Here is a 26,235-nt window from a genome sequence, read left to right as displayed (position 1 = left end):
ATGGTTTAAAGGTGTCGCATCTTGCGCCTGTATCGCCCCAAGTCGATTCGACGATTGCTGCTGGTTGGTTTTGCACTGGTCGTGATTCCCCTGCTCGCCGCCCTGATTCACGCCACCTGGTCCGTTGACCAGCTGGTCGCGCAGGGCCAGCGTGCGCTGTTTGCAACGGTGCGCGCGACCCAGAGCAGCCAGCTGCTGGTCGAAGCCATTACCGCAATGGAACGCAATGCGCGTCAGTACCAGGTGACCGGCGAAACCAAATTGCTGGAGGTCTACCACGAATACCACCAGCAGTTTCTTGAGGCAGTGCAACGTCTTGCGACATTGAACCTGTCCAGACTGCAGCGTCAGCGCCTGGAGATGATAGAGGCGGTCGAGTCGTCTATGAACGCGGCGTTGACGTCGGAATACCCTCACGATGCGCCTGAAATCCGTTCCGCTGTTGATGGTTTCCGCGAGCTGACACGTGATGCGCGCAAAATGCTGGTCGATAATCGTAAACTGGTCGAGCGCGAGGTTGACCGGCTGGACGCCAAGGGTGCGGGTTTGCAGCGTGGGCTGATCGTACAGGCGATGGCACTGGTGCCCGCCGCGCTGATATTGACGGTATTTTTCACCGTGCTTATTACGCGTCCCATACGGCAAATGGATCGGGCCATTCGCCGGCTGGGTGATGGTGACTTTTCCCGTTCTGCGCATATTGTTGGCCCGCGTGACCTGGAACAGCTCGGCGAACGGCTGGACTGGATGCGTATGCGACTGCTGGAAGTCGAACAGGAGAAGAACCGCTTTCTGCGCCATATATCGCACGAGCTGAAGACCCCGCTGACAGCCCTCCGCGAGGGCGCGGAATTGTTAACAGAGCAGGCAGTTGGCAACCTGAATGCCCAGCAGAACGAGATTGTGGCGATCCTGCGGGACAACAGCCTGCAGTTACAGAAACTCATTGAAAACCTGCTGGACTTCAATGTGGCGAGTTCCAGCGCTGCACAGCTGAAGCTCAGCGTGGTACCGCTGCACCGGGTGATCGACTCCGTGCTGGAAGACCACAAGGTTGCCGTGCTGGCGCGTCAGCTGTTGCTGGATGTATCGTTGCAGCCGGTCGAACTGGACGGAGACAGGCAAAAATTACAGGCACTGGTGGATAATCTGCTGTCCAATGCCATCAAATTCTCGCCTGTAGAAGGGCGGTTGCGAGTGCGGCTCGAACGCCAGGGAGAGCAGGCTGTGCTGGAGGTGGCGGATTCAGGGCCGGGGATACCTGAAGAGGAACGACGACGTATATTCGATGTCTTCTATCAGGGGTCGTCATCGTCCAATGGCCATGTGCGCGGTACGGGAATCGGCTTGTCCATTGCCCGTGAGTATGCGCAGGCCCATGGCGGGTATATTGAAGTGATTGACAGTGCGGATACCGGGGCGTGCCTGAGGGTCGTATTGCCAATACACAGATCGGAGAGTGTAGGTGAGTAAGCTATTTATTCTACTGGTATTTATTCTGATCTCGGGCTGCCAGCCGGTGACGGTGCAGCGTACCGAGGGGCCGGTTCCCCTGACGGTGCGGGTCGACGACGCCGCCTACTGGCTGGAAGAATGGAACCGTATCCGCGAACTACCGGATGATAAGCTGGTGCGTACCCTGCAGACCCGTGAACGTGACTTCCAGACGTCCCGAACACCGCGCAGCCGGTTGCGTCTGGCGCTGTTGCTGGCCGAGGGCCCCAGGGCCGTACGTGACCAGCCCCGGGCCCTGACGCTGTTGAAAGGACTGGACGCCAGTCGGGCCAGCGCCAGCGCCAGGGCGCTGGCGGCGTTGCTGGAGCAGGTAATCGACGAACAGTTGTGGTCCCGTGATAAAATTAATGAACTAAGATTGAAATTGAAACAGGCGGATACCCGCGTGGAAGAGTTGGAACGACAGTTGCAAGAGCTGACCAACATCGAGCAAAGTATCCAGCAACGTAACTGACCGAGGGGTCGGTAAGGAGTAAAAATGAGTGCCTGTCGTTATCGTGTCATGGTGGTTGACGATGACCCCGCCCTGCTGCGGCTGTTGTCCATGCGCCTGTCGGCTGTGGGCTATGAAGTAGCCGCCGTTGAGAGTGGAGAAAAGGCAGTCGCACAGATCCCGACTTTCCAGCCTCACTTGGTAATCACGGACTTACGCATGGATGGCATGGATGGCATGACGCTGTTTGACATGATTCATCGACGCAGTCCGGCGTTGCCAGTCATTATTCTGACAGCGCATGGCAGCATCCCCGATGCAGTTGATGCCACCAGCCGTGGTGTTTTCGGCTACCTGACCAAGCCGTTCGACAGCAAGGATCTGCTGGATCAGGTAACGCGTGCCTTACGCGTTACCGGTGAGCAGCATAACCGTTCCGGGGAGTCCTCTGTCTCAGAATGGCGTCAGGGCATCGTAACCCGCAGCCCGCTGATGGAAGACCTGCTGGGACAGGCGAAACTGGTTGCCGCCAGTGGCGCCAGTGTGTTCATCCATGGCCAGAGCGGCACTGGCAAGGAAATACTGGCGAAGGCGATACATCGCGCCAGTCCGCAGGCTGACGGCGAATTTGTTGCCGTTAATTGCAGCGCCATCCCTGAGTCCCTGTTCGAGTCTGAGTTCTTTGGACATGCCAGAGGCTCGTTTACTGGCGCAACGCGTGAGCACAAGGGCCTGTTTCAGGCGGCCGAGGGCGGTACACTGTTTCTCGACGAAATCGGTGATATGCCGATGAGCTTCCAGGTGAAGCTGCTGCGCGCCATTCAGGAGCGTGCAGTACGGCCGGTGGGCTCTACCGTTTCTGTGCCTGTTGACACGCGTATTATTTCCGCAACCCACCGCGACCTGGATGAGTTGCGCAAAACGGGCGCATTCCGCGAAGACCTGTACTACCGGCTGAATGTGGTCGCGCTGGAGATTCCTTCGTTGATCGAAAGGCGCGAGGATATTCCCCTGCTCGCCAACCATGTGCTGCGCAATCTTGCCGATGCCGCCCGCAAGGGGGTGAAGGGATTTGCGCCGGAGGCCATGGAGGTGCTGCTGTCAGCGCCATGGCCGGGCAATGTGAGACAGTTGTACAATGTCGTGGAGCAGTCAGTCGCGTTCACGACGACCTCGCTGATTCCGGCCAGCCTGGTGCAACGTGCCTTGCGTGACGAGGCCAATGAAGAAATGCCGGCCTTTGCAGATGCGCGTTCGCGTTTCGAACGGGAATACCTTACGCAACTGTTGCAGATTACCAGTGGTAACGTGAGTCAGGCGGCGCGAATTGCCAAGCGGAATCGCACCGAGTTCTACAAATTGCTGCACAAACACCATCTCAATCCTTCCCAGTTCAAGGGTGCTCGCGCGGTAACCTGATACCACTTTGAGTCGTCTCCGGTGGGCGCTGACATGCTGGCGCCGGCCTGGCTTGTCGTTGTTTGGGGACGGCCTAACTGGCTGATTATCAGTTGCTTACCTGCTATTCCCCGGCGGCTGTCGCCAGCAGGTAACGAAAACGGCCGGTTTTGACAGTGAATTTCCGCGTTGCTTTGTTTTCACCCCGGCAAACGACTGTGCCGTGGTGTTTTTTCGAAGCTGGCATAGCCTTTGCTCCTGCACCTCATAAAACGGCAAACAACAATAACGAGGAGCATGGATGAAAATTCCGGCAGCAACGCTGCTGTTCTGCATCGCGCCTGCGCTGCAACCCTGATCCACTTGTTTTCCTCCTGGTGATAATCAGGCTTCTGTTCCCGTCCATGGGAAATACGCGGTCCCCCAGACCGCGTTTTTTTTGTTCGGGGTCAGCGCAGGTGCAAAGCAAATGCTGCGCCGGTAAGCTATGCCGCTGATGATTTGAATGACAACACAACAGGAATCTTTTTGTATCGTTGTGGTCACTGAGAGGGATGAGTTTGTTGCAGTTTACCTGGCCGGTTCGCGTGTATTACGAGGATACCGATAGTGGGGGCGTGGTCTACTACGCCAATTACCTGAAGTTTATGGAGCGTGCGCGCACCGAATGTTTACGGTCACTGGGTTTCGAACAGGACAGCTTGCGTACCGGGCAGGGAGTGCTTTTTACCGTGCATTCCGTCCAGGTTGATTTCCACAAGCCGGCGCGGTTCAACGATGCGCTTGAGGTGAGTGCCGCCGTCTGTGAGCAGCGGCGGGTCAGTCTGACGTTCGACCAAAAGGTTCGACGGCAGGGTGAGACGTCCATTTTGTGCAGCGGCAAGATCCGTATCGCCTGTGTCGATGCCGAAACATTCCGCCCAACCCCCATCCCCGGCCTTATCCTGGAGGCATTAACCGATGTCTGCTGACCTCTCGTTTTTCAGTCTTATCAGCGGCGCCAGTCTCGTCGTGCAGATGGTCATGTTCCTGTTGCTGGCAGTTTCCGTTATGTCGTGGACCATGATTTTTCGCAAGCGCACCGCGCTTGCCGAAGCACGCGAAGAGGCTGAAGCATTCGAGGAGCGTTTCTGGTCCGGCGGTGACCTGTCAACGCTGTACCACCAGGTGTCGCAGCGAGGCGAAACACTGCGGGGTTTGCCAAATATTTTTGTTGCCGGGTTCAAGGAGTTCACCCGCCTGCGCAAGCAGAGCGGTGTGGACCCGATGGCGGTTGTCGAGGGTGCCCAGCGTTGTATGCGGGTCGCCCTGTCGCGCGAGGTGGATGAGCTGGAAACGCACCTGTCTTTTCTCGCCACTGTGGGCTCAACCAGCCCCTATGTCGGCCTGTTCGGTACGGTGTGGGGTATCATGAACGCCTTTCGCGGGCTGGCCAACGTCCACCAGGCTACCTTGTCGATGGTGGCGCCAGGTATCGCAGAGGCGCTGATCGCCACCGCGATGGGCCTGTTTGCCGCAATTCCGGCGGTCATTGCCTACAACCGTTACTCGAATGACGTGGAGCGACTGGAAAACCGCTACGATAACTTCCTTGAAGAATTTTCCACTATCCTGCAGCGCCAGGCGCATAACTGATACTTCCCTATGGCCAGACAACGCCCGCGCAAACGACCAATGTCAGAGATCAATGTCGTTCCCTATATTGATGTCATGCTGGTCATGCTGGTGATTTTCATGATTACCGCCCCGTTATTGAACCAGGGGGTCGATGTCGAGCTGCCACAGGCCAATGCAGAACCCATGGATGGTGACCCGAAAGATCCACTGGTACTGACCATCGACGCGGATGGGCGCTATTTTCTCAATATTGGCGACGATCCCGAACAGCCGCTCAGTGAAGATGCACTGGTAGAGCGCGCCAGCGCGGTATTAAGGCGCAGGCCCGGGGTTGCGGTGATGGTGCGCGGCGATGCCGAGGTGGGTTATGGCCGCGTCGTGACAGCCATGGCACTGCTGCAGCAGGCCGGTGCACAGCGTGTCGGGCTGGTAACCGAACCGGTGGAAGGAGGGAGCTGAAATTCGTGAACTGTGGCGATTTCTGCGCGACTATCCGCGCTCCTTTATCTATGCGGTGCTGGCCCACCTTGTACTGCTCGCGGTGCTGGTATTCAGTCTGGACTGGAGTCCGGCGCCCAGTGTTGCACGCAAACCGGCGCCGATCCAGGCTGTTGCCATTGATGCGCGCAAGCTGGATGCCGAGGTCGAACGCAAGAAGCAAATCGCGGAAGCAAAACAACGGGAAAAAGCGCGCGCCGAACAGCTGCGCCTGAAACGCGAGCAGGAAAAAAAGCAGCGTGCCGAGCAGCAGCGCAAGGCGGAAGCCGAGAAAAAACGCCGGGTTGAGGCAGAACGCAGGAAGGTGGAGGCGGAGAAGAAACGTCAGGCGATGCTGAAGAAAAAGGCCGAGGCTGAAAAGAAGCGTAAAGCCGAACAGAAGAAGGTGGAGGCGGAGAAGAAACGCAAGGCTGAAGCAGCACGCAAAAAAGCCGAGGCGGAGAAGAAACGCAAGGCAGAGGAAGCGCGTAAAAAGGCGGAAGCCGAGAAAAGGCGCAAGGCTGAAGAGGCGCGCAAAAAGGCCGAGGCAGAACGTGAAATGCGTGAACGCCTTGCCGCCGAGCAGGAGCGTCTGCGCGCGCAGCGCGATTCGGCAATGCAGCGTATGATTGACGAATATGGCCTGTACATAAAGGAAAAGGTGCAGCGGAACTGGATTCGACCTTCGGGCAGTAATGCCAGTTTGTCGTGTGTGGTCAAAGTCAGGCTGATCCCGGGAGGTGAAGTGGTCGATGTGAAAATTGTTCGTAGTAGCGGCAATGCAGCGTTTGACCGCTCGGTGGAGGCCGCTGTATTCAGGGCCTCGCCCCTGCCGGTGCCGTCGGATCCCGAGGTCATGGAAAAATTCCGTTCAATAACGTTTGAGTTCAATCCTGATTCATGAAAATAAAAGCCTGTAGAAAACCGCTGTTTGGTCTGTTAATGCTGCTGTCTGGTCTTGTGCAGGCAGCGCTGACCATTGAGATCACCCAGGGAATGGAAGGTGCCGCACCGATTGCGGTGGTGCCGTTCGATATCAGCAATAACCGTTACCCGCCACCACAGGATGTGTCGGGTATTATCGCGGCAGATCTTGCCCGCAGCGGCCGTTTTGCGCCGCTGGACGAGCGTGACATGCTGTCCAGGCCGAGTGACATCAGGCAGGTTCGTTTCAAGGACTGGCGCACGCTCGGTGTAGACAACCTGGTCATTGGCAAGGTCGAAACAGCCGGTGTGGACAAGTACCGTATCCAGTTTCGTCTGTTCGATGTATACCGGGGGCGGCAGATCACGGGCCACAGTATCCCTGCCACGGCAGACCAGTTGCGTTATGTCGCACACCGCATCAGTGACCTGATCTATGAAAAACTCACGGGTGAGCCGGGTGCGTTTGCAACGCACATCGCCTATGTTGAGGTAGAAAAGAAAGCTGGTTACAAGGAATACCGCCTGTTGCTTGCCGACAGTGACGGTTTCAATGCGAAAACCCTGCTGACTTCGCGCGAGCCGTTGATGTCACCCGCCTGGTCGCCAGACGGCCGCCAGCTTGCCTATGTGTCCTTCGAGAAGCGTCGGGCGTCCATTTTTATACAGGATGCCTCGACCGGCAAGCGGCGCAAGGTGGCCGGTTTTTCCGGGATTAATGGCGCACCGGCCTGGTCACCGGACGGTAGCCGGCTGGCCTTGACCCTGTCACGTGATGGCAACCCGGAAATCTACACGCTGCGCCTGAAAGACGGTCAGCTGAAACGCCTGACCTTCGGGCCGGCTATCGATACCGAGCCGGTCTGGTCGCCGGATGGCAAGAGTATTGTGTTTACGTCCGACCGTGGCGGCAGTCCGCAGCTTTACCGGATGTCGACAGGCGGTGGACAGGCCCGGCGCCTGACCTTTGAAGGCAGTTACAATGCCAGTGCGGATTTTTCACCGGATGGTCGTCGTCTCGCCATGGTGAATGGCGAGCGTGGCCGTTATCGCATTGCTGTGCTGGATCTCGAAAGTGGGCTGCTGCGCGTGGTCAGTGACGGCACACTGGACGAGTCCCCCAGCTTCGCGCCTAATGGCAGCATGATTATTTATGCGACCGAGGCCGGTCGTCGTGGTGTGCTGGCGGCGGTATCGAGTGATGGTCGTTTTCGCCAGCGCCTCAGTGTGCAGCAAAGCGATGTGAGAGAGCCGGTGTGGTCGCCGTTCAGTCAGCAGCGTTGAGTACGGCCTGGATGTACTATTTGAAACAGATAAAGGAGCGTAACAATGAAATTCATAAAACTTCTGGTGGTAATGCTGACCCTCGGCGGGTTGGCCGCGTGTAGTTCAACAGGCGGCAGCAAGGAAGGTGAGGTTGCAGTCGAGGATCATGGAACTTCCAGTCGTTATGAAGGTGCCACGACCAGCGGTGTATCCGGTTATGGTGACTTGAGTATCGGGTCACTGTCCGACCCCAACAGTCCCTTGTCGCAGCGGGTTATCTACTTTGCCTTTGATAGTGACGAGGTGGCAGCGCAGGACCGTGAACTGGTGGCCGCACACGCCGCATTCCTGTCAGCCAATCCGGACGTCAAGGTTTCGATAGAGGGCCATACCGACGAGCGTGGCGCACGCGAATACAACATCGCGCTCGGTGAGCGCCGTGCCCAGGCCGTACGTCGTATGCTGGAATTTCAGGGTGTTTCACCGCAGCAGATCACGACCGTCAGCTATGGCGAGGAGAAACCCGCCGTCGAGGGCCACGATGAATCGGCCTGGAGCATGAACCGTCGCGTGGAACTGGTCTATGTGGGTTACTAGAAGCGTACTTGTCGTCGGTCTGCTGTCAGCGGCACCGGCCGTCTGGTCGATCAGCAAGTCGGAGCTGGAGACGCGTATCCAGCAGCTGGAGCGCAAGCTGGACAGCCGTGGGCTGGTGGAACTGTTTGATCAGGTTTCAACCTTGCAGAAAGAGGTGCGGCAGTTGCGCGGCGAGCTGGAGGTACAGGCACACGACATGGAAAGCCTCAAGAAACGCCAGCGTGACCTGTATGTGGATATCGATCGGCGTCTGAATCGCCTGGAGGCCGCTGGAGTGCAGGGCGGAACCCCGGCGCAAACAGGTGCTGTCATCCGTTCCACAGGCCGTGCGACATCGGCTGTGGCAGGTACGGCAGGCACTTCAGCGCCCCCTGTGGCGTCATCGAAGAATAACCGGGCCGTTCCCCGGCTGCAGGCGCCTGCGCTGGACCCTGCAGCGCAGCGCAGGGACTACGATAAGGCCCTGGCGATTCTCAATGAGCTGCGCTACGACGAAGCGGCAGCGGCATTTCGCGCTTTCCTGGAAAAATACCCGGGCAGCAGCTACGCGGATAATGCGCAGTACTGGCTGGGTGAAGTCTATTACGTGACGCGTGACTTCAGGGCGGCGCTGGATGAGTTCGGCAAATTACTGAAAGGCTTTCCCGACAGCCCCAAAGTGCCCGGCGCCATGTTAAAGATGGGTTATAGCGAGTATGAGTTGAAAGACTGGAAGGCGGCTGCAGATCTGCTCTCACAGGTGGTGAAGCGCTTCCCCGGCACCTCGACGGCAAAACTGGCGCAGAAACGGCTGGACCGCATGAAGCAGGAAGGCCATATTCCGGCCAAATAACCCCCACGTACACGCGGCTGTTGTACGGGCTTTAATGGTAATATGCCGGCTATGGAGCCGCTTCTTCACACGTCATCGCGCCGGTTGGCCGAACGGCTGCGTATCAGCGAGATTTTTCTGTCCCTGCAGGGTGAGTCGACCACCATGGGTCTACCCACGGTGTTTATACGCCTGACCGGTTGTCCGTTGCGTTGCCAGTATTGCGACACGGAATATGCCTTTCGGGGTGGAGACTTCATGTTGAGCGGGGATGTTCTGGGACGTGTGGGGCACTATGCCGTACAGCACGTCACGGTAACCGGTGGGGAACCGTTGGCACAGCCCGGCTGCCTGCCGCTGCTGGAGCAGCTGTGTGACGCGGGCTACCAGGTATCCCTGGAGACCAGTGGTGCGCTGGACGTCAGCCAGGTCGATGGCCGTGTTATGAAGGTGATGGATCTCAAAACGCCGGGTTCCGGCGAAGTCGATAAAAACCGTTTTGAAAACCTCCAGTACCTGGCAGCGGGTGACCAGGTAAAGTTCGTGATCTGTGACCGGGAAGATTACCTCTGGGCCTGCCGGGTGCTGGAGCAATATGCGGTTGCACTTCACTGCGAGGTGCTTTTCTCGCCGGCATTCGGCCAGCAGGATGCTACGGCGCTGGCTGAATGGATCATTGAGGATCGGCTCCCGGTCAGGTTCCAGATTCAGTTACACAAGATCCTCTGGGGCAATGAGCCAGGGCGCTGAGTGCAAGGCTGTGGTGCTGCTGTCCGGCGGGCTGGATTCGGCCACCACGCTGGCACTGGCACGCGAGCAGGGCTTTACCTGTTATGCGCTGAGCCTGGATTACGGTCAGCGACACCATTCGGAACTGGAAGCGGCGAAGCGCGTCGCGAGTGCCCTCGGCGTCGTGGAACACAAGATAATCCCGCTTGATCTGGGGGCATTTGGTGGTTCGGCCCTGACAGACAGGGAAATCGATGTGCCGGAGCAGCCCGGTGAGGGTATCCCTGTTACCTATGTGCCTGCGCGTAATACGGTTTTTCTGTCCCTGGCGCTGGGATGGGCTGAAGTGCTGGGCGCCTGGGACCTGTTTATAGGCGTCAATGCTGTCGATTATTCCGGCTATCCGGACTGCCGCCCGGAATATATTGAGACTTTCCAGCGTCTTTGTCGGCTAGCAACCCGGGCGGGTGTCGAGGGTGGTACCTTCGAGGTGCGCGCCCCGTTGATCAAGATGAGCAAGGCGGAGATTATCCGCACCGGAACCCGGCTCGGGGTGGACTACGGGATGACGATTTCCTGCTACGCTGCTGATACAGCCGGGCGGGCCTGCGGAAAATGTGACTCCTGCCGTCTACGCGCTGCCGGTTTTGCGGCAGCCGGGATTGATGATCCCACAGACTACCAGCCATGACCGATTTCAGTTTAGAGGAACCCAAGTTATGACATTTGACAGTTTTGTCTCCGCGCAGTCTTTTTTTCTCTGGGCTGTTTTTGGCATTGCGCTGCTGATGGGCGCCATTGTCAATAAAACCAATTTTTGCACCATGGGTGCCGTATCCGATTGGGTCAATATAGGTGATACCGGGCGCTTTCGTGCCTGGCTGTTTGCTATTGCGGTGGCCATGCTGGGTGTGACTGCACTCGAGCCTTATGCGCTGGTTAACGTCAGCACCACCTTCCCGCCCTATCGCGGATCACAGTTGATCTGGGCCGAGAACCTGCTGGGCGGCTTTATGTTCGGTATTGGCATGACGCTGGCGAGCGGTTGTGGCAACAAGTGCCTGGTGCGTATTGGCGGCGGCAATCTCAAATCGATCCTTGTATTTGTCGTCATTGCAGTGATCGCCTATTTCATGATCAATCCATTCCCTGATTCTGACCAGACGCTGTTTACCGTGCTTTTCTATAACTGGATTCGTCCGCTGGCGGTCGACCTGGGGTCCAGCCAGGATCTGGGTACGCTGGTTGCCGGCGTTGAAAGCGCGGCTACGGCACGTATGATTATCGGGGGTGCGCTGGGACTGCTGCTGGTGTTCTTTGTATTCCGTTCGCGCGACTTCCGCGGCAGTTTCGACAATATTCTGGGCGGTCTGGCCGTTGGCCTGGCCGTGCTGGCTGCCTGGTATGTGACCAGCAATGTGCAGATTGATATCGACGACGAGCAGTACACCTTGCAGTCTTTTGCCCAGCAGTGGGATTTCCTTGCCGACTCGGAAGAAGGAAAGCCGGCCGATACCCGGCCGCTGATGCCGCAGTCTTTTACCTTCATCAATCCCATGGGGCAGACGGCTGGCTACACCCTGTCCGGTTTCAACTCGGCGTACGTGACTTTTGGTGTGATGGCGGTTGCCGGTGTAATACTCGGCTCACTGCTCTGGTCGCTATTGAGTCGCCGTTTCCGTTTTGAATGGTTCTCCTCGTTCAGGGATTTTCTCAACCATTTTGTTGGCGCCACACTCATGGGTTTCGGCGGCGTACTGGCGCTGGGCTGTACCATCGGCCAGGGGGTTACGGGGATTTCGACGCTGGCGCTTGGATCGTTTATTGCCTTTGGTGCTATTGTCCTGGGCAGCGCACTGACCATGAAAATCCAGTACTACAAAATGGTATATGAGGATGATGCCAGTTTTGCCGCAGCGCTGGTAACCTCACTGGTCGACATGCATTTGTTGCCAAAGTCGCTTCGGCGCCTGGAAGCCGTTTGATACAATAGCCCGAAGGTTCAGACTTGTCATTTTTGGCCGGTTCGGTATCATGCCGGCCTTTCCGGGTCGTTAGCTCAGTTGGTAGAGCAGTTGGCTTTTAACCAATTGGTCATAGGTTCGAATCCTATACGACCCACCAAAATCATAGAGCTTGCTCATCGAGTCAGTACGCCAGTACCGATAGTCGCTCGGACGCGCGGTCAATGTCCGGACGGGTATCATTCTGACAGAGTAATTTCGCTCGAATAGAGTTGAGATTGTATCCGTTCTTGCCCTGCCCGAACTATCCTTCAATCGGTATGCGTTGCGGGTAATCCCGGCGCCCGATACGTCTTCGTCGGTGACTTTCTTTGGATGGTTACACTCACTGAGTTAGCCCCATAAGCAGACTTTAATCAGGGTTTCGGTGTTGACAATCTGGCCTATCCAGATATTCTCTATTCTAGAATCCAGAATGGAGAGCGCCCGGTGCTTCTAAAACCGCAAGATGTCCTGGTAATGCTGAAACTCGTGGCCCTGGGTAATCGGTCCTGGTCCTACGTGTCGCTATCGGTCGAGCTGGGATTAGCCTCATCCCAGGTTCATTCGGCGGTGAAGCGGTCACTGGCCGCATCGCTGGCCGTCCATAGTGGTGAAAAAATAGCTCCAAATATCAGGAATCTGGAAGAGTTTCTGGTCCACGGCCTGAAATACGTGTTTGTGCCTGAGCGAGGAGAAATGGCCTGGGGAATGCCGACGGGCTACGCCGCGTCCCCGTTGGGGGACTTGTTTGTCTCATCGAACGAGCCGCCACCTGTGTGGCCAGATCCGGAAGGAGAGGCACGCGGTATTGCATTTTCGCCGTTGTACAAATCGGCACCCAAAGCGGCGAGAGCGGATCCAAAGCTTTACGAGTTACTCGTGCTGGTTGATGGCATTCGGGCTGGCCGGGCGCGGGAGCGGGATATTGCCAGCAAAGAACTCAGGGCGAGACTTCAGCGCTATGCATAGAGAACGGAATCCGAATATCGAGATCCTGGAAATTGCGGTCGATGCCCTGGGTCCGTTAGTGCAGGACATGGTTTTTCTGGGAGGCTGTGCGACAGGGCTGTTATTGACCGATGTCGCAGCACCGCCGATCCGGCCGACACAGGATGTTGATGTCATTACCGAGGCCGCCTCTTTGGCGGATTATCATCGTTGATCCGAACAGCTCAGGGAAAGAGGATTTACTGAGGACCAAAGTCCGGAGGCGCCGATCTGCCGCTGGACAGCGAAGGGTATCTTGCTCGATGTCATGCCGACAAATCCTGACATATTGGGTTTTGGCAACGAGTGGTACCAGCCTGCACTCGATGCCGCGGGAGCTGTTGATCTCCCGTCGGGGAATAAGATCCGTATGGTGACAGCGCCCTGTTTTTTAGCCCCAAAGCTTTCCGCTTTTGATGGCAGAGGGAAGGGGGGACTATCTGATGAGTCATGATATCGAAGATATTGTGGCTGTGCTGGATGGGCGGCCGGAGGTGGTTGGCGAAGTACAGGCCTCTCCTGAAGCACTACAAAGTCATTTGGCTGAGCGATTTCGGGCTTTGTTGGATGACGCTCGTTTTGTCGAGGCTGTATCCGGTCATTTGCCCGGTGATATGAGTAGTCAGAGACGGGTTCCAATTGTTATGGAACGTATCCGGTCGATAGCAGAGGCTGAATAACGATGACCCCGTTGCTTTTGCAATGCCGGGGCGTGTGGCGGATTTGTGCCAGGGGACCCACATAAAAAAACCGGGTCTTGCGCCCGGTTTTTTCCTGCAGGCAGGTAACCCCCGCCGCCGCTTTACGTTTTTGCTGCAAATCCCGGGTTATCACCGACACCCTTGATCAGGGGTTCGTTCAGCTCAATATGGGAAATGGTCTTCTTGTCACGCAAGTATTCGCTGACCACATCCCAGATTGGTGTACCTTCCAGTGGCTGGCCTACACTGGCCCACCCGGCCACCGAGTATTCCTTGTCGGCACTGATCGGTTTGCCATCCAGCTCCATATTGCTGATGCGATCACCCATGCCGGCATTCGGGGCGATGCTGTATTTCAGTCCGCCAACGCGCACCATATCGCCGCCCTGCTGGTAGTAGGGGTCCTTGTTGAACAGGTTGTCGGCGACATCTTCCAGGACTTCCTTGATGCGTGCGCCGGTCATGTTGTTGAGCGTGACCGTGGGGTAGGTAATGGCGGTCTGGGTCATAACGTGCTCAAACGTAATGGCCTCGCCTGGCAACACGCTGACGCCCCAGCGGAAGCCCGGTGACAGGGAGATTTCGGCGCCCTGGACTTCCATCAGCGCATCACAGATCAGCTGGTCGAAGGTGCCGTTAAAATTACCGCGGCGGTACAGGAGTTCGTCGGTGACAGCCAGCTCTTCCGCCAGTTTTGCTTCGTACGGTGCACGCATTTTCCTGATATAGGCTTCCATCTCTGCATCCGGTTCCAGCAGGTTGGAGAAGATCGGCATCAAGTGGTAGCGGTAGCCCTGAATCTTGCCGTTGCGAACATCCAGGTCGAGCACGCCGAGGAACTTGCCATTGGACCCGGCATTGGTCACCAGGGTTTTGCCGCCGGCATTGTCGACAATGACCGGGCGCGGGATCGCATCGTGCGTGTGGCCACCCATAATGGCGTCGATACCGGTGACACGGGAGGCCATTTTGAGATCAACGTCCATGCCGTTGTGCGACAGCACGATGATCACCTGGGCGCCTTCTCCGCGTGCCTGGTCGACCATTTTCTGCATACGTTCGTCACGGATGCCGAAACTCCATTCCGGCATCATGTAGCGGGGATTGGCAATCGGTGTGTAAGGGAAGGCCTGACCGATAATGGCTGTCGGAACACCATTGATTTCCTTGATGACGTAAGGTTTGAAAACCGGCTCTTCCCACTCGTTGTTGAAGATGTTCTGGGCGACGAAATCGATGTGGCCCTTGAAGTCTTTTTCGATAATTTCAGTGACGCGGTCTGCGCCGTAGGTCATTTCCCAGTGTGCGGTCATGACGTCGACACCGAGCAGCTTCTGGGCATCGACCATGTCCTGCGCATTGGTCCAGTACGCGGTGCCTGACCCCTGCCAGGTGTCGCCGCCGTCCAGCAGCAGGGCGCCGGGGCGTTGCGCGCGGACTTTTTTCAGTAGTGTGGCAAAGTGCGAGAAACCGCCAACTTTTCCGAATTTCTTCGCCGCCTCGGTAAAGTTGAGGTAAGTGAAAGCGTGGGCTTCGCGGGAACCCGGTTTGATGCCGTAGTAGGCAAGGAACTTGTCCCCGACCAGGTGTGGCGGCTGGCCGCGCATGTCGCCGATGCCGAGGTTGATATTCGGTTCGCGAAAATAGATCGGTAGCAGCTGCGCATGGCAATCCGTGTAGTGCATCAGGGAGACATTACCGTAGGGAAGCATCTCATAGGGCCCCAGTGGGGCTGACGTCGGCTTGACGCCGGCTGAAGGGGGAGGCGCGTCCGAGTCGCAGGCACTCAGGGAAATGCCGGATGCGCTGGCAACAGCAAGCATCTGGAGGAATTCACGGCGACTGATATTCATAATTTAGTATTCCCGGGTTAGGTACAGGCAATTGGAAAAGCTGTCTGGAAAGACGTGACGCGGTCAAGTTTATTCCGATTTGCAGAAACAAAAAAGCCCGGTCAGAGACCGGGCTTTCGGGGTCAGCTAGCGCTTATTTGCGAGCGCCAGGGCCGTTGATCTCCAGACCGTTACTCATGTAGGTGTGGAAGTACTCAAGCGCCCTGTACTCGTCGCTCTGGGCCTTGAAGGGCTTGAAGCGAACCTGCTTGTTACAGCCGCCATAACGACGGTGCATCGTCCCCAGCGCGCCCCACTTGGAGCGGTAGACCGGGAAATGGGTGGTGTGCCCGAGCGCGGGGCTCAGCAGGTCGGCACGGATACGGTTACCCGCGTTCCACTGGTGGCAATCGGCACACGACATGTTCAGCTGGCCACGCTTGGCATAGAAGTGATTCTTGCCGCGCTCGTAGGCTGCCATGGCGGCCGGGTCAGCCGGTATCTTGACGTTGACCTTGTTGCCACGTGAGGTGTAAGCCATGTAGGCGGAAATGTCGGCAATCTTGCCTTTTTTCCAGCCGAGAGGCTTCTCGCCGTTCTTCACACGGCAGGCATTGATGGCACCTTCCAGTGTAACGACCTTGCCGGTTTTGGTGTCGAAGTAGGGGTAGTCCTGCTTGATACCAATGCCGCCGTTGCGGAAACAGCTGGCGTAGGTCTTGCCGTTGGCGAACGGGGTTTCGAACAGCTTTTTACCCTTGTCGATACTGAGTTCGTAGGGCGGGAATTCCTCGATGGATTCCCACTGCGCCCGGGAGGCTGCATCGATGGCGTACACGCCATTGACGAATTCCTGGAAGGGAACATCGGGGAACCGCTTGGCGAAGTAGCTGCGGAATTCTTTCAGATCCTGCTGTGGACTTGCCTGAACCGTGATCGATGTTGTGCACATCAGACCCAGGGTCGCGGCGATGGTGAGCAGTTTTTTCATAACTTGTCTGCCTCCGTGATAGGTGGTAGTCGGTTGGATGGCCTGAATCACGTCAGGCAATCTTGGCCTCGGCGGAATCTTTTTCGCCCTTGTTATCGACCCAGCTCAGTTTGATGACGTCGCCTTTCCTGGCGCCTTCAATCTTGAACTGCAGGAATGGGCGTTTGGAAACCGCAGGGCCCCACAGCGCGGTCAGGACGACTGTGCCGTTCAACTCACAGACCACTTCCTGGATGAAATGGGCAGGAATTTTCTTGCCCGTTTTTTTGTTTTTGCGCAAGCCGGTTTCCATGGGGTGCTCGATCAGCGCACTGACCTTGGTGACCTTGTCGCCGGCTTTTGCCCGAATCTTGATAGTTGACATGTTTCTTTCCTCTGAATCCTGGTTAACCGCCACAACCACCGATGGTGATCTTGACCTCTTTCTGCGCGCTGTACAGTTTGCCGCCCGCCTTGACGACAGCAATGACGTTGGACGTCTTGCCCATCTTGATGCGGGTGTTGACAAAGCCCTGTACGCCCGGGCCGAGGATGAAGGAAGCCGTCAGCGGTGATGCATTCTTTTCAACGATAATGCTCATGGACTCGATATTGTCCAGCTGGCTGATGACCTTGACCGGAACCACGGCACTGTTTTCGCCCAGATCCGGTGCATCGATCTGAACCTTGTCCGAGGCCTCCATGGCGTGTGTGCCGGTGAGCGCGTCGAGCGCAGCCTCCACACTGGTAGCCTTGAACGCGTCAGTTGGCCAGGCGGCGAGAACGGCACGCGGGGTTAACAGGCCTGCACCCACAGCGGCACTGACTGCGCCTGCGGCTACGGAGCCTTTCAGGAAGGTTCTGCGTTTCATGTTAATCACTGGTATCTCTCCTGATTGAACTGCACGCTGCTTACAGCGTGTAGATAAACTCAACAATTTTATCGATCTCGCTTTCGCTGAGAATCTTGTGGCGCCCGAAGGGCGGCATGATGGTGTTGGGGTTGGCCCTGGTGGCATCCCAGATCTGGGCGCGTAGCTTGCCCTTGTCCGGGTAACGCGCTTTCATGGCGATCAGTGGCGGGCCGATATTGCCGGGCAGCTTGCCACCCTCAATCTGGTGACATGCCAGGCAATTACCTTTTTTTCGATCAAACGACAGGGCTTTACCCTGCTCGGTGACCGAAGCGGTTTGTGCCTCGGCAGCAGTGCCGGTGACCGGGAACAGCGCAAGGCTGCCCGCAATCGCCAGCACAGAACTTGCTGTCTTCAGGATGCTGGGGAATTTCCGCATCTTTATCCTCCTTACAATGCGCTTTCAGTGTGGTTGTTGTGCCAGCTGTCTGGCGAATAACTGCGCGGCTGCGAAGCCAGGCACCTCATCATGAACCTGCAATAATCCTAATGCTTTCGCGACTATAGACCTCTGTTTCCGGTGAGTCAAAACAGTTGTCATGGCAGTTGAAGATCTTGTTCGGCGCGGTGCGCTGTTCACCCGGCCGATGCCATGTTTCGGGTCGTGAATCAGGTATTTTCTCAAGTTACTAGTCGCGAAGACGGGGCTTGTAGAGGTTTTATTCCCGTTCTGCTCGCCTGGCGAGGAGAGATTTCAGGTCATGCAGTCTTGCCTGAACCCTGGCACGGTCGTAGTCGTTGATTCCCTTGAGGCGGAGTGCCTGCTCGAGCTGGTCGACGGCGAGCGACAGATTTCCGTTCATGGCATAGAGTTCCGCGGAGGCAAAGCGCGTTTCCCAGGCCGGCCCGTTAGCACTGGTGGTGCGAGCCCAGAGCTTATAAATAGGTGGTGTACGCGCGTGTTCGCCCTTGAGCAGCGTCAGAATGACGCTGCGTGCCTGTGCAGGCCTGTTGGCGAGCAGCAGGGCTTCTGCATAATACTGGCCGACCACGTCGTCGCCGGGATAGAGGCGCTGGGTGTCCTCGAACAGTTTCAGGGCTTCCCGGGGCTTGCCGTCTTCCATGAGCAGGCGCGCCTGGGTGGTGCGGTAGAGTATGCGGTCAGGGTCTGAGCGCCGGAGAATGGCGATATGCTTGCGCGCAGTGGCCGTGTCGCCAATGCGCCAGCTAACCAGCGCCAGTCCATAACGCTGTGCGGGACCGGCTTCGGCATTGAGACTGCGCAGCATACTGCCGGGGTTGCGCGACTGCTGTACGGCAAGGCGTATCTTTACCAGCTCGAATTCCAGTGTATCGCGTTGCTTGCCATGCCCGTATTTTTGTGCACGGTCTGTTGACTCTGCAATACGGTCGGTCGTGACCGGGTGAGTGCTGAGAAATTCAGGAATACTGGCGGCACCATACAGGCGTGTGGTCTGGTACAGGCGTTCGAAGAATGCCGGCATGCCAAACGGGTCGATGCCGGAACGCGCAAGTGTCTGGATGCCGATACGATCGGCCTCCTTCTCGTTTGCACGGGTGAAATTCAGTTGCTGCTGGATACTGCCCGCCTGCACGGCCGAGGCAGCGGCGATACCGGCATCGGCGCTGCCGGTTGCGGCACCCAGCAGGATGGCGGCAATAGTCGCGGCTGCCGTGGGCAGGCTGAGTTGCTGTGCAGATTCATACGCGCGCAACAGGTGGCGCTGGGTCACATGGGCGATTTCGTGCGCCATAACGCCTGCCAGTTCACTCTCGCTTTCCGCCGCCAGCAGCAGGCCGGTATGAACGCCAATGCGACCGCCAGGGCCGGCAAAGGCATTAATTGATGGATCGTCTACGACAAAAAAGGTAAACGGGTAAGTGGGTGTATCGCTGTTAGTGACCAGGCGCGCGCCGAGTTGCCGGATATAGTGGTTTACATGTGGGTCGGCAACCAGCGTTGCCTGGCTGCGTACACTGCGCATAAAGGCCTCGCCCAGCGCCTGTTCCTGGGCCGGGGAAATCAGTGCGCCGCTGGAATCGCCGAAATCCGGGAGCTGGTCTGCCGAGATTTCACTGTATGCGAACTGCGGAAAGCCACCTGACAGCAGGGTCAGGGCAAGAATCTGAAAGGCGCGTTGTATCATTCGCCCGGCAGAATAACCCAGTGCCGTGTCGGCGCCAAGGCGCGGTATGAGTGAATGGATAGATGGATAGTGCATAGGATCTCTGATGGGGCCGGGTTGACATCGGGCAGGCTTGCCCCAAAAATATAAGAAACTGCTAATATAGGTGGATCTATGACGGCAATACAGGAAATTAACACATCACAACTTTACGATATGATCGAAACAGGAACGGAAAGTTTCCGGTTGATTGATGTTCGCAGCACGAATGAAATGGCGCAGGGCATGCTGCCAGGAGCAGAGGCTTTGCCCATGCACCTTGTTCCATTGAAAATCGATGAATTGCGTCAATCCGGAAAAATTGTTTTTTACTGCCGAACCGGTGCACGATCGGCACAAGTTTGCGCTTTTTTGCAGCAACAGGGTGTTGATCAGGTGATTAATCTGCGCGGCGGGATTGTCGACTGGGCGCGCAACGGCTTGCCTGTTGAGATACCGGAAACCGGGCTTGTTGCCGCTGTGCAGTGATGGAACGCAGCTGTCTGGTGTGCTGCCAGTAGCAGATACAGGGCTATCCAGAATGGGGTATTCAGGCGCTTTTTGCTTGCGTTTGCCGATTACTTACCTTATAAGTACGGGCCTTCAAGTCTGACCACCCAATCGTTTTATATCGAACACACGCTAAGGAGCATTTTAAGATGGCAAATTTTGACGAAGAACTAGACGCATCCGGCCTGAACTGCCCGCTGCCGATCCTGCGCGCCAAGAAGGCTCTCGGAACGCTGGACAGCGGTAAGGTGCTGCATATCATTGCGACCGATCCGGGTTCCGTGAAAGATTTTGAGGCATTTGCCAAGCAGACCGGCAATGAGCTGATCGAATCCAAGGAAGCTGGCGGCAAATACGAGTTTCTGATCAAGAAAGCGTAAGCTGCGCCGGATTCCGGAAAAAGCGGTGTCGGAGATTTCCGGCGCCGCTTTTTTTTTGTGGTCATGAATAATCCCGGATCAATATCAGTTATTGCTTATATTGTCTTTATATTAGATCTATATATAGCTTGAATTATCTTTGTTATAAAGATAGTATTCCAGTATGGATTCGCTACTCGAACAACTGATCGCCGACTTTCACGAGCGCTCTTTACCGGCGCCAACTCATCGTGAAGTGGATCTGCCCGCGCTGTCAGGAAAAATTGATGCAGTTATCGGGATGCGCAGGACGGGCAAGACCTGGTTTTTGTTTCAGGTAATGAATCGCTACCTGGAGCAAGGTATCCCCAAAGAGGCGATGCTCTATCTCAATTTCGACGATGAACGCCTGTTGCCCATGTCAGCAGATGAGCTTGGCCGAATTACTGAAACCTACTATCGTATGTTCCCCGGTCATCGTGACCGAACCTGCTATTTCTTTTTTGATGAAGTGCAGAACATTTCCGGCTGGGAAGTGTGGCTAAGGCGTTTGGTTGACACTGAGCAGGTACAGGTTGCGGTCACCGGGTCTTCGGCAAAACTGCTGAGTCGGGAGATTGCCACCGCGTTGCGCGGGCGTTCCCTCAGCACAGAGATGTTTCCTTTCAGCTTTCGCGAAACACTGGCCCATGAAGGGGTAGGGGGTATTTCGGCACCACGCCCGGGGGCGAAAAAGCGTGCGCTGCTGGAGAATCGCCTGCGTCGTTATTTGCTCAACGGCGGTTTTCCGGAAGTTCAGTCAGTCAAGGATAACCACCGTATCCGCATCTTGCAGGAGTATGTCGATGTTGTAATCCTGCGAGATATTGTCGAACGGTATCAGATAGGCAATATTCTTCCTCTGCGAGCGCTCATTCGACGCTTGTTGGCGACCCCCGCCACCTTGTTCAGCGTTAACAAATTCTACAATGATCTGAAGTCACAAGGCCTGGCTTGCGGCAAGAATGCGCTGCATGATTATTTCGAATATCTGAAAGATGCCTACCTGATCTATTCAGTTACGATTTACTCGCGTTCGGAGAGAGCAAAGCGGGTCAACCCCCGAAAAGTCTATGCGATCGATACAGGACTGGCAAATGCCTTCCTGCACCAGCCACAGTCTGACTGGGGAAGATTACTGGAAAACTTTGTTTATATGGAATTGAGGCGGCAAGGACTGGGTATCGAATACTATCGTACCGAGGGTGGTTTGGAAGTGGACTTCATAACCACGGGTCAGGGCGGTTTGCAGACACTTTATCAAGTGTCACTGGATTTGCGTGACAAGCGAACACGTGAGCGTGAAGTTAAAGCCCTGACGACTGCAATGCAGGAAACCGGAATAACGCGCGCAATGATTGTAAGTCTTGATAGCGAAGAAGAAATTGAGACAGGCTCCGGATTGATCAGTGTAATACCTGCCTGGCTGTGGTCGGCGCGGCAACCCGGGTAGATCCCGGGTAGTGTGATTCCAGCGGGAATGTTCTGGTCCAGCAGAAGTTTCACGCAGCAGTGATACTTGTCAGGTGGTGCTCCCTGTCTGCTGCGAATGCCAAACAAGCCTTGATATCATCCTCGTCCAGTTCTGGATAGTCAGCAATGATATTTGCATATTTGGGTGGGAAAAAAGTTAAGGAGGGCCTTCCGATGGCCACATACCGGGCAATGAACTGGATCGCCTGCTATATATTCCACACCAGCTGGGCGCTGAGAATGTCTACGCTGGCATCGTAATCACCGGTGATTGTGCCGGTCGTCGCGGTGCCATGATCAACCTTCGGTTCCTTGATGAACAGATGGGAGTAACCGACATCGATGCCGAGCGTTTGAGATATCTTGTAACCAAAGCCCACCGATACCCAGGTGCGGTCTTCACCGGGGATACGCGCCGTCCTTTTGTTGTCGCCGGGGATCGGGCTTTCGTCGAAGGCAAGACCGCCGCGGAAGGTCCACTGGTTATTGTGCCGATAGTCCAGGCCAATGGCGTAGCGCATGCTGTCGTTCCAGCTTTCATCCACAACGGTATCGGACTGGTTGGAATCATATTCGATACGCAATTCGTCAAAGGAACTCCAGCCGGTCCAGGTAGCATCCGCCATGATTGACCACTGATTGTTGAGGTTGTGATAGGCACTCAGCGAAGCGGTTTGTGGCAGGGTGATGCCGGCACTGATGTCCGTATCCACGAAGATCCCGAAAGCCGGATTGAGCTGCGGAATGATATTAGAGAATTCACCATCGCCGATCAGTTGTTGCTTGATTCGGGAGCGGTAGCTGACACCGATACGGGTGTTGTTATCGGGTTCATACAGCAGGCCAAAGTTGAAGCCGCCCGCCCAGTTGTTTCCTTTCACCTTGGCGAAGCCATCGGCGCCTTCAGGTAGCAGGCCGGCGCAATTTGTGGGGTCTGCTCCTGGTACGCCGGCTGCCTGGAGCTGGGCCAGAATTGGCGCACACAGGGTTCCCTGATCAATCGCCTGGGTTAATTCGGCTTCTATGTACTGGAAGTTCACACCAATACCGACAGATAGTGAATTGCTGGCCTTAAAGGCAAGGGCAGGGTTGATGTTGATCGTGGTGACTTCCGATTTGATCGCCTGGTAACGACCTACCCAGTTATCATCGTATTCCGTGGCCAGGCCAAACGGGACGCTGATGCCAAGGCCGAGCACAAATCGGTTATTGACAGGTGAGGTGTAATACAGGTTGGGGATGACGCCAAGGCCGCCGGCATCACCGCCATCGCCGCCGGTTGTTACCGGGGTGGTCGCCGGTGTTGTTGCGCTACCGCTGAATTCGGCCTGGGTTGCAACCAGGTGCAGGCCGCCAACCAGTTGTCTGGGCAGTCGCGTCATGCCGGCCGGATTAAAATAGATCGTCGAGGCGTCGTTGGCGATGGCCGCGCTGCCGGCAAATGCATTACCCATCTGGCTGGCGCTTTGTTCGATGAGTGCAAAGCCTGCCGCCATGACACCCGGTGCCATCAGGGTCAGTATTCCGGCGGTGGCGAGTTGAAGTGACGGGAATCTGGCTTTCGGATTCAGCATCGGAAGCTCCTCTAATTTGTTGTGTAGCCGCTACGGGTGCCCAGCATATCGCCGGCAGCCGCAGTAATACAAGCAGAATCCACGTAAAACTGCTTTCAAAAGGGCAGCTAAGTATCAGGAAATCCTTATATATAATTGTCGGCATGGAACTTGCTTTTTCGTGAATGGGGAATTGACAGCCCGTACCTTTTTGCTACATGTTTGTAGCGAACACCCCAACCGGGTGTTGTGAAAATACAACAGAGTGCGGGCGCCACACTACATTGCCGAATTTTTAAGAGAGGAAAGGACTTATGAAACTCATCCTGAAACGTACGTTGACATCCGTCGCTGTGGCGGTGGCACTGGTTGCAGCGCCACTGGCAAATGCGACGAACGGGTATTTCAAAATTGGTTACGGTTCGAAGAACCGTGGTATGGCGGGTGCGGGCATGGCCTTCGGGCAGGATGCCCTGGCCGCTGCCATCAATCCAGCCGCATTGGCTGGCATGGGTAACCGCGTTGATGCCGGCGTTGAATTGTTCAGCCCGAGTCAGCGAGAAGGCCAGGTGGATGCTACCGGTATGGCCACGCCGGATTTCGGTAATGGTCCGCGTCAGGGCGTGGATAGCCGTGAAACCAGTGGTGCAACAGTATTCGCAATACCCAATTTTGGTATCACGATGGACATGGGCAATGATATGACCTTTGGACTGGCTGTTGTTGCCAATGGTGGCATGAATACTCGCTATGGTAGCGCCAACGGCGGTACGGGTAATGTATACATGGATGCATTCGGGCCTGTCATTGGTGATACCTCGACCGGAAATTTCGGTGGTCAGGCAGGCTTTGCCGGTTTTCTTGAGTTTCAGGGTGTACCCGCAGCGGCCATGGATCCGAATCTGCAGACACTGTATACCAATCCGAATAACACTCCGTCGCTGGGTATAAATCTCTCTCAGGTGCTGATTACGCCGACCATCGCATATAAGATCAATCAGCATCACTCGGTCGGATTTGCGCCGGTGATTGCTTACCAGCGTTTCCGTGCCTATGGTCTGGGTTTGTTCCAGGCTTTCTCCAGTAACCCCGGCAAGGTAACCAACAACGGTGACAGCCAGTCCTGGGGTTACGGTGCCCGTGTCGGTTATCAGGCAACGTACGGTATGTTTTCTCTTGGTGCATCCTACACCAGCAAGCTGAACATGGAGGCTTTTGATCAGTATGCCGGGCTGTTTGCAGAGAAGGGTGATTTTGATATCCCGTCCACCTATGGTATCGGTCTGGCTATCCACCCGTCATCCAGTCTGACTCTGGCAGTAGACTGGGCACGTATCAACTATAGTGAGGTTGCAGCAATCAACAATGCAGGACCGACAGCTGACGAATTCTTTAGCGCTTTTGTCGGGGCATTGACTGGCAACCCGGCAGCGATCACGAACCCGCTGGGAACCAACGATGGCTGGGGTTTTGGCTGGGACGATATCAATGTCATCAAGGTTGGTGTCAGCTACATGTACAACAGCAAGTGGACGTTCCGTGCGGGCTATAATTTCTCCGAATCGCCGTACGATGACGATCAGGCGTTGTTTAACGTTCTTGCTCCTGCGGTGGTTCAGAAACATGCGACAGTTGGTTTTACTTACAGCCCAACCACTACCTCTGAGCTGACGGTGGCGTATATGCATGCATTCCGCGAAAGCCTGGATTATGACTATATTGGTGGAAATACAGTTCCTGCTTCGGGTAATTTCACCGGGTTCAATTTCTCCGCTGCACAAGCCATGTCCCAGAACGCTATCGAAGCCAGTTACGCCTGGAAGTTCTGAGTCGTGTTGATGGCTGACTTTGACATGTTGTCAGGTTGACGGGAAAGGGCCGTGATGTCACGGCCCTTTTTTGTACAACATATGCGGTCGAATTTTTAACGGGTGTTGTTTAGACTCCCCCGTGGAGTAAAAAAATTAAAGGTCAAGGAGAGAAGAATGGTCAATATCAAACGTTTGTTTTCCGTGTTCATGCTGGTCGGGATTGCGCTGTTGCCATTTTCCGGCAGCGTGCAGGCGGCCGAGAAGTTCAAGCCATTTGTACTGGCATTCAAGGGAACGGCAGATTTTGATACCAGGGTTAATGAAGTTCGTGACAAGCTGAAGAGCGAAGGCTTCAGGATTCTGGGTGAATATACCCCGTACGAGGGAACACACGTCGACAAGGCGCACATCATCATTGTGACCAATGATGAGCTGATCAAGGCTGCGGGCATGTCGAAGTACGGTGGTTTTGCCGCGCCCTGGCGCATTGGTATCACCAGGGTCGGCGATGAGGTTCAGGTGGCTTACCCGAACCCGATCTACATCGCCAAGGCGTATCACCTCAAGACAGACCTGGAAGGTGTGAACGATGCATTCCGCCGTTCACTGGGTGCGATTGAAACCTTTGGTTCGAAGAAGGGCCTGTCGGCACGTAAATTGCGCAAGTATCACTACACCTTCGGTATGGAATACTTTGATGATGTTCTTGAGTTGGCGGAGTATGACAGCCATGAAGCTGCAGTGGCGACTCTGGAGAAGAACCTTGCTGCCGGCGTTGCCGGCGTGACCAAGGTCTACCGTCTCGACCTGCCTGGGGATGTTACGGTGTTCGGTGTGGCGCGCAAGGCGGGTGAAAACGGCAATGAGGCCATGGATGATGTCTGGATCATGGGTAATATCGATTTTGAGGATCCCAGGAGTACCGCTTACCTGCCATACGAGATCCTGGTCGATGGCAACAAGGTTGTTGCCCTGCATGTGCGTTTCCGCATGGCATTGCACCGCCCGGATCTGAAAATGATGGGCAAGAACAGCTTTATGAATGTTATGCCTACGCCAAAAGCCGTTGACAAGGCGCTTACCGCTGTGGCGGGCGGCAAGTGATCTGAACGAGCATGTTCGGCAGCTGTCCAAAACCCCTGCTTGCAGGGGTTTTTTTATGGATGAGGCAGGTTCGCGAGTGGATC

28 protein-coding genes and 1 tRNA gene are annotated in these 26,235 nt (G+C 55.9%); 22 read left to right on the top strand and 7 right to left on the bottom strand.

What is annotated here, in order from left to right:
* Positions 1-21 precede the first annotated feature (21 nt).
* From ACW81B_RS09710 to ACW81B_RS09630, 17 genes are all read left to right on the top strand, one after another.
* A complete protein-coding gene (locus ACW81B_RS09710; RefSeq protein ID WP_491580024.1) occupies positions 22-1,473 on the top strand; it encodes a HAMP domain-containing sensor histidine kinase in 1,452 nt (483 codons plus the stop codon).
* Positions 1,466-1,969 (top strand): hypothetical protein, encoded by a 504-nt coding sequence (locus ACW81B_RS09705; RefSeq protein ID WP_491580023.1) that lies wholly within the window; start codon positions 1,466-1,468, stop codon positions 1,967-1,969. Before ACW81B_RS09710 ends, ACW81B_RS09705 begins: the two co-directional genes overlap by 8 nt.
* A 24-nt stretch (positions 1,970-1,993) precedes the next feature.
* A complete protein-coding gene (locus ACW81B_RS09700; RefSeq protein WP_491580022.1) occupies positions 1,994-3,367 on the top strand; it encodes a sigma 54-interacting transcriptional regulator in 1,374 nt (457 codons plus the stop codon).
* Between the two features lie 533 nt (positions 3,368-3,900).
* Positions 3,901-4,317, top strand: coding sequence for a tol-pal system-associated acyl-CoA thioesterase (gene ybgC, locus ACW81B_RS09695; protein ID WP_491580021.1), 417 nt, complete (start codon positions 3,901-3,903; stop codon positions 4,315-4,317).
* Complete coding sequence (gene tolQ, locus ACW81B_RS09690) at positions 4,307-4,981, top strand: protein TolQ (protein WP_491580020.1); 675 nt, start codon at positions 4,307-4,309, stop codon at positions 4,979-4,981. The genes ybgC and tolQ overlap by 11 nt, the downstream gene beginning before the upstream one ends.
* Positions 4,982-4,990: 9 nt before the next feature.
* Complete coding sequence (gene tolR / locus ACW81B_RS09685; RefSeq protein ID WP_491580019.1) at positions 4,991-5,422, top strand: protein TolR; 432 nt, start codon at positions 4,991-4,993, stop codon at positions 5,420-5,422.
* A 55-nt stretch (positions 5,423-5,477) separates the two neighbouring features.
* On the top strand, positions 5,478-6,344 hold the full coding sequence (tolA, locus tag ACW81B_RS09680) for a cell envelope integrity protein TolA (RefSeq protein ID WP_491580018.1): 867 nt from the start codon (positions 5,478-5,480) through the stop codon (positions 6,342-6,344).
* A complete protein-coding gene (gene tolB / locus ACW81B_RS09675) occupies positions 6,341-7,648 on the top strand; it encodes a Tol-Pal system beta propeller repeat protein TolB (RefSeq protein WP_491580017.1) in 1,308 nt (435 codons plus the stop codon). The genes tolA and tolB overlap by 4 nt, the downstream gene beginning before the upstream one ends.
* A gap of 45 nt (positions 7,649-7,693) precedes the next feature.
* Entirely contained in the window at positions 7,694-8,227 is a 534-nt protein-coding gene (pal, locus tag ACW81B_RS09670; RefSeq protein ID WP_491580016.1) for a peptidoglycan-associated lipoprotein Pal, read from the top strand.
* Positions 8,214-9,059 carry a tol-pal system protein YbgF gene (gene ybgF, locus ACW81B_RS09665; RefSeq protein ID WP_491580015.1) on the top strand — a complete coding sequence of 282 codons (846 nt, stop codon included), beginning with the start codon at positions 8,214-8,216 and terminating at the stop codon, positions 9,057-9,059. The genes pal and ybgF overlap by 14 nt, the downstream gene beginning before the upstream one ends.
* Positions 9,060-9,110: 51 nt before the next feature.
* Positions 9,111-9,788, top strand: a complete 678-nt coding sequence (queE, locus tag ACW81B_RS09660; protein WP_491580014.1) for a 7-carboxy-7-deazaguanine synthase QueE — start codon at positions 9,111-9,113, stop codon at positions 9,786-9,788.
* The gene (gene queC, locus ACW81B_RS09655) at positions 9,772-10,458 is read left to right on the top strand and encodes a 7-cyano-7-deazaguanine synthase QueC (RefSeq protein WP_491580013.1); all 687 of its coding nucleotides are present in this window, start codon (positions 9,772-9,774) and stop codon (positions 10,456-10,458) included. The genes queE and queC overlap by 17 nt, the downstream gene beginning before the upstream one ends.
* A 28-nt stretch (positions 10,459-10,486) precedes the next feature.
* The gene (locus ACW81B_RS09650) at positions 10,487-11,752 is read left to right on the top strand and encodes a YeeE/YedE family protein (protein WP_491580012.1); all 1,266 of its coding nucleotides are present in this window, start codon (positions 10,487-10,489) and stop codon (positions 11,750-11,752) included.
* A gap of 63 nt (positions 11,753-11,815) precedes the next feature.
* A tRNA-Lys gene (locus tag ACW81B_RS09645) sits at positions 11,816-11,891 on the top strand.
* Between the two features lie 359 nt (positions 11,892-12,250).
* Positions 12,251-12,742: a hypothetical protein gene (locus ACW81B_RS09640; RefSeq protein WP_491580011.1), complete on the top strand. Its 492-nt coding sequence runs from the start codon at positions 12,251-12,253 to the stop codon at positions 12,740-12,742.
* A complete protein-coding gene (locus ACW81B_RS09635) occupies positions 12,735-12,935 on the top strand; it encodes a hypothetical protein (protein ID WP_491580010.1) in 201 nt (66 codons plus the stop codon). Before ACW81B_RS09640 ends, ACW81B_RS09635 begins: the two co-directional genes overlap by 8 nt.
* A 268-nt stretch (positions 12,936-13,203) precedes the next feature.
* Positions 13,204-13,440, top strand: coding sequence for a hypothetical protein (locus tag ACW81B_RS09630; protein WP_491580009.1), 237 nt, complete (start codon positions 13,204-13,206; stop codon positions 13,438-13,440).
* Between the two features lie 122 nt (positions 13,441-13,562).
* Here ACW81B_RS09630 and soxB read toward each other — a convergent pair whose 3' ends face one another.
* The 6 genes from soxB to ACW81B_RS09600 all read right to left on the bottom strand — a co-directional run bounded on the left by soxB (position 13,563) and on the right by ACW81B_RS09600 (position 19,360).
* Positions 13,563-15,314 carry a thiosulfohydrolase SoxB gene (soxB, locus tag ACW81B_RS09625; RefSeq protein ID WP_491580008.1) on the bottom strand — a complete coding sequence of 584 codons (1,752 nt, stop codon included), beginning with the start codon at positions 15,312-15,314 and terminating at the stop codon, positions 13,563-13,565.
* 133 nt (positions 15,315-15,447) lie between these two features.
* A complete protein-coding gene (soxA, locus tag ACW81B_RS09620) occupies positions 15,448-16,284 on the bottom strand; it encodes a sulfur oxidation c-type cytochrome SoxA (protein ID WP_491580007.1) in 837 nt (278 codons plus the stop codon).
* A gap of 52 nt (positions 16,285-16,336) precedes the next feature.
* A complete protein-coding gene (soxZ, locus tag ACW81B_RS09615) occupies positions 16,337-16,648 on the bottom strand; it encodes a thiosulfate oxidation carrier complex protein SoxZ (protein ID WP_491580006.1) in 312 nt (103 codons plus the stop codon).
* A 22-nt stretch (positions 16,649-16,670) separates the two neighbouring features.
* Positions 16,671-17,144: a thiosulfate oxidation carrier protein SoxY gene (gene soxY, locus ACW81B_RS09610; RefSeq protein ID WP_491580005.1), complete on the bottom strand. Its 474-nt coding sequence runs from the start codon at positions 17,142-17,144 to the stop codon at positions 16,671-16,673.
* 31 nt (positions 17,145-17,175) lie between these two features.
* Positions 17,176-17,556 (bottom strand): sulfur oxidation c-type cytochrome SoxX, encoded by a 381-nt coding sequence (soxX, locus tag ACW81B_RS09605; protein ID WP_491580004.1) that lies wholly within the window; start codon positions 17,554-17,556, stop codon positions 17,176-17,178.
* Positions 17,557-17,836: 280 nt separating this feature from the next.
* Positions 17,837-19,360 (bottom strand): beta-barrel assembly-enhancing protease, encoded by a 1,524-nt coding sequence (locus tag ACW81B_RS09600; RefSeq protein WP_491580003.1) that lies wholly within the window; start codon positions 19,358-19,360, stop codon positions 17,837-17,839.
* 78 nt (positions 19,361-19,438) lie between these two features.
* On the opposite strand from ACW81B_RS09600, the gene ACW81B_RS09595 reads away from it, so the two are divergent.
* The 3 genes from ACW81B_RS09595 to ACW81B_RS09585 all read left to right on the top strand — a co-directional run bounded on the left by ACW81B_RS09595 (position 19,439) and on the right by ACW81B_RS09585 (position 21,664).
* Positions 19,439-19,792 carry a rhodanese-like domain-containing protein gene (locus tag ACW81B_RS09595; protein WP_491580002.1) on the top strand — a complete coding sequence of 118 codons (354 nt, stop codon included), beginning with the start codon at positions 19,439-19,441 and terminating at the stop codon, positions 19,790-19,792.
* A 170-nt stretch (positions 19,793-19,962) separates the two neighbouring features.
* Positions 19,963-20,193, top strand: coding sequence for a sulfurtransferase TusA family protein (locus tag ACW81B_RS09590; RefSeq protein WP_132971281.1), 231 nt, complete (start codon positions 19,963-19,965; stop codon positions 20,191-20,193).
* 163 nt (positions 20,194-20,356) lie between these two features.
* Positions 20,357-21,664: an ATP-binding protein gene (locus ACW81B_RS09585; protein WP_491580001.1), complete on the top strand. Its 1,308-nt coding sequence runs from the start codon at positions 20,357-20,359 to the stop codon at positions 21,662-21,664.
* Positions 21,665-21,893: 229 nt separating this feature from the next.
* Here the strand turns inward: ACW81B_RS09585 and ACW81B_RS09580 are convergent, their stop codons facing one another.
* Complete coding sequence (locus ACW81B_RS09580; RefSeq protein WP_491580000.1) at positions 21,894-23,258, bottom strand: OmpP1/FadL family transporter; 1,365 nt, start codon at positions 23,256-23,258, stop codon at positions 21,894-21,896.
* Positions 23,259-23,551: 293 nt separating this feature from the next.
* Between ACW81B_RS09580 and ACW81B_RS09575 the strand changes: the two genes are divergently transcribed.
* A complete protein-coding gene (locus ACW81B_RS09575; RefSeq protein ID WP_491579999.1) occupies positions 23,552-25,066 on the top strand; it encodes an OmpP1/FadL family transporter in 1,515 nt (504 codons plus the stop codon).
* 156 nt (positions 25,067-25,222) lie between these two features.
* On the top strand, positions 25,223-26,152 hold the full coding sequence (locus tag ACW81B_RS09570) for a hypothetical protein (protein WP_491579998.1): 930 nt from the start codon (positions 25,223-25,225) through the stop codon (positions 26,150-26,152).
* The last annotated feature ends 83 nt before the right edge of the window (positions 26,153-26,235 follow it).

It is taken from the genome of Thiogranum sp. (assembly GCF_058323355.1).
The sequence above is the reverse complement of the archived record's forward strand: the minus strand, read 5'-3'. Positions and strand labels throughout refer to the sequence as shown.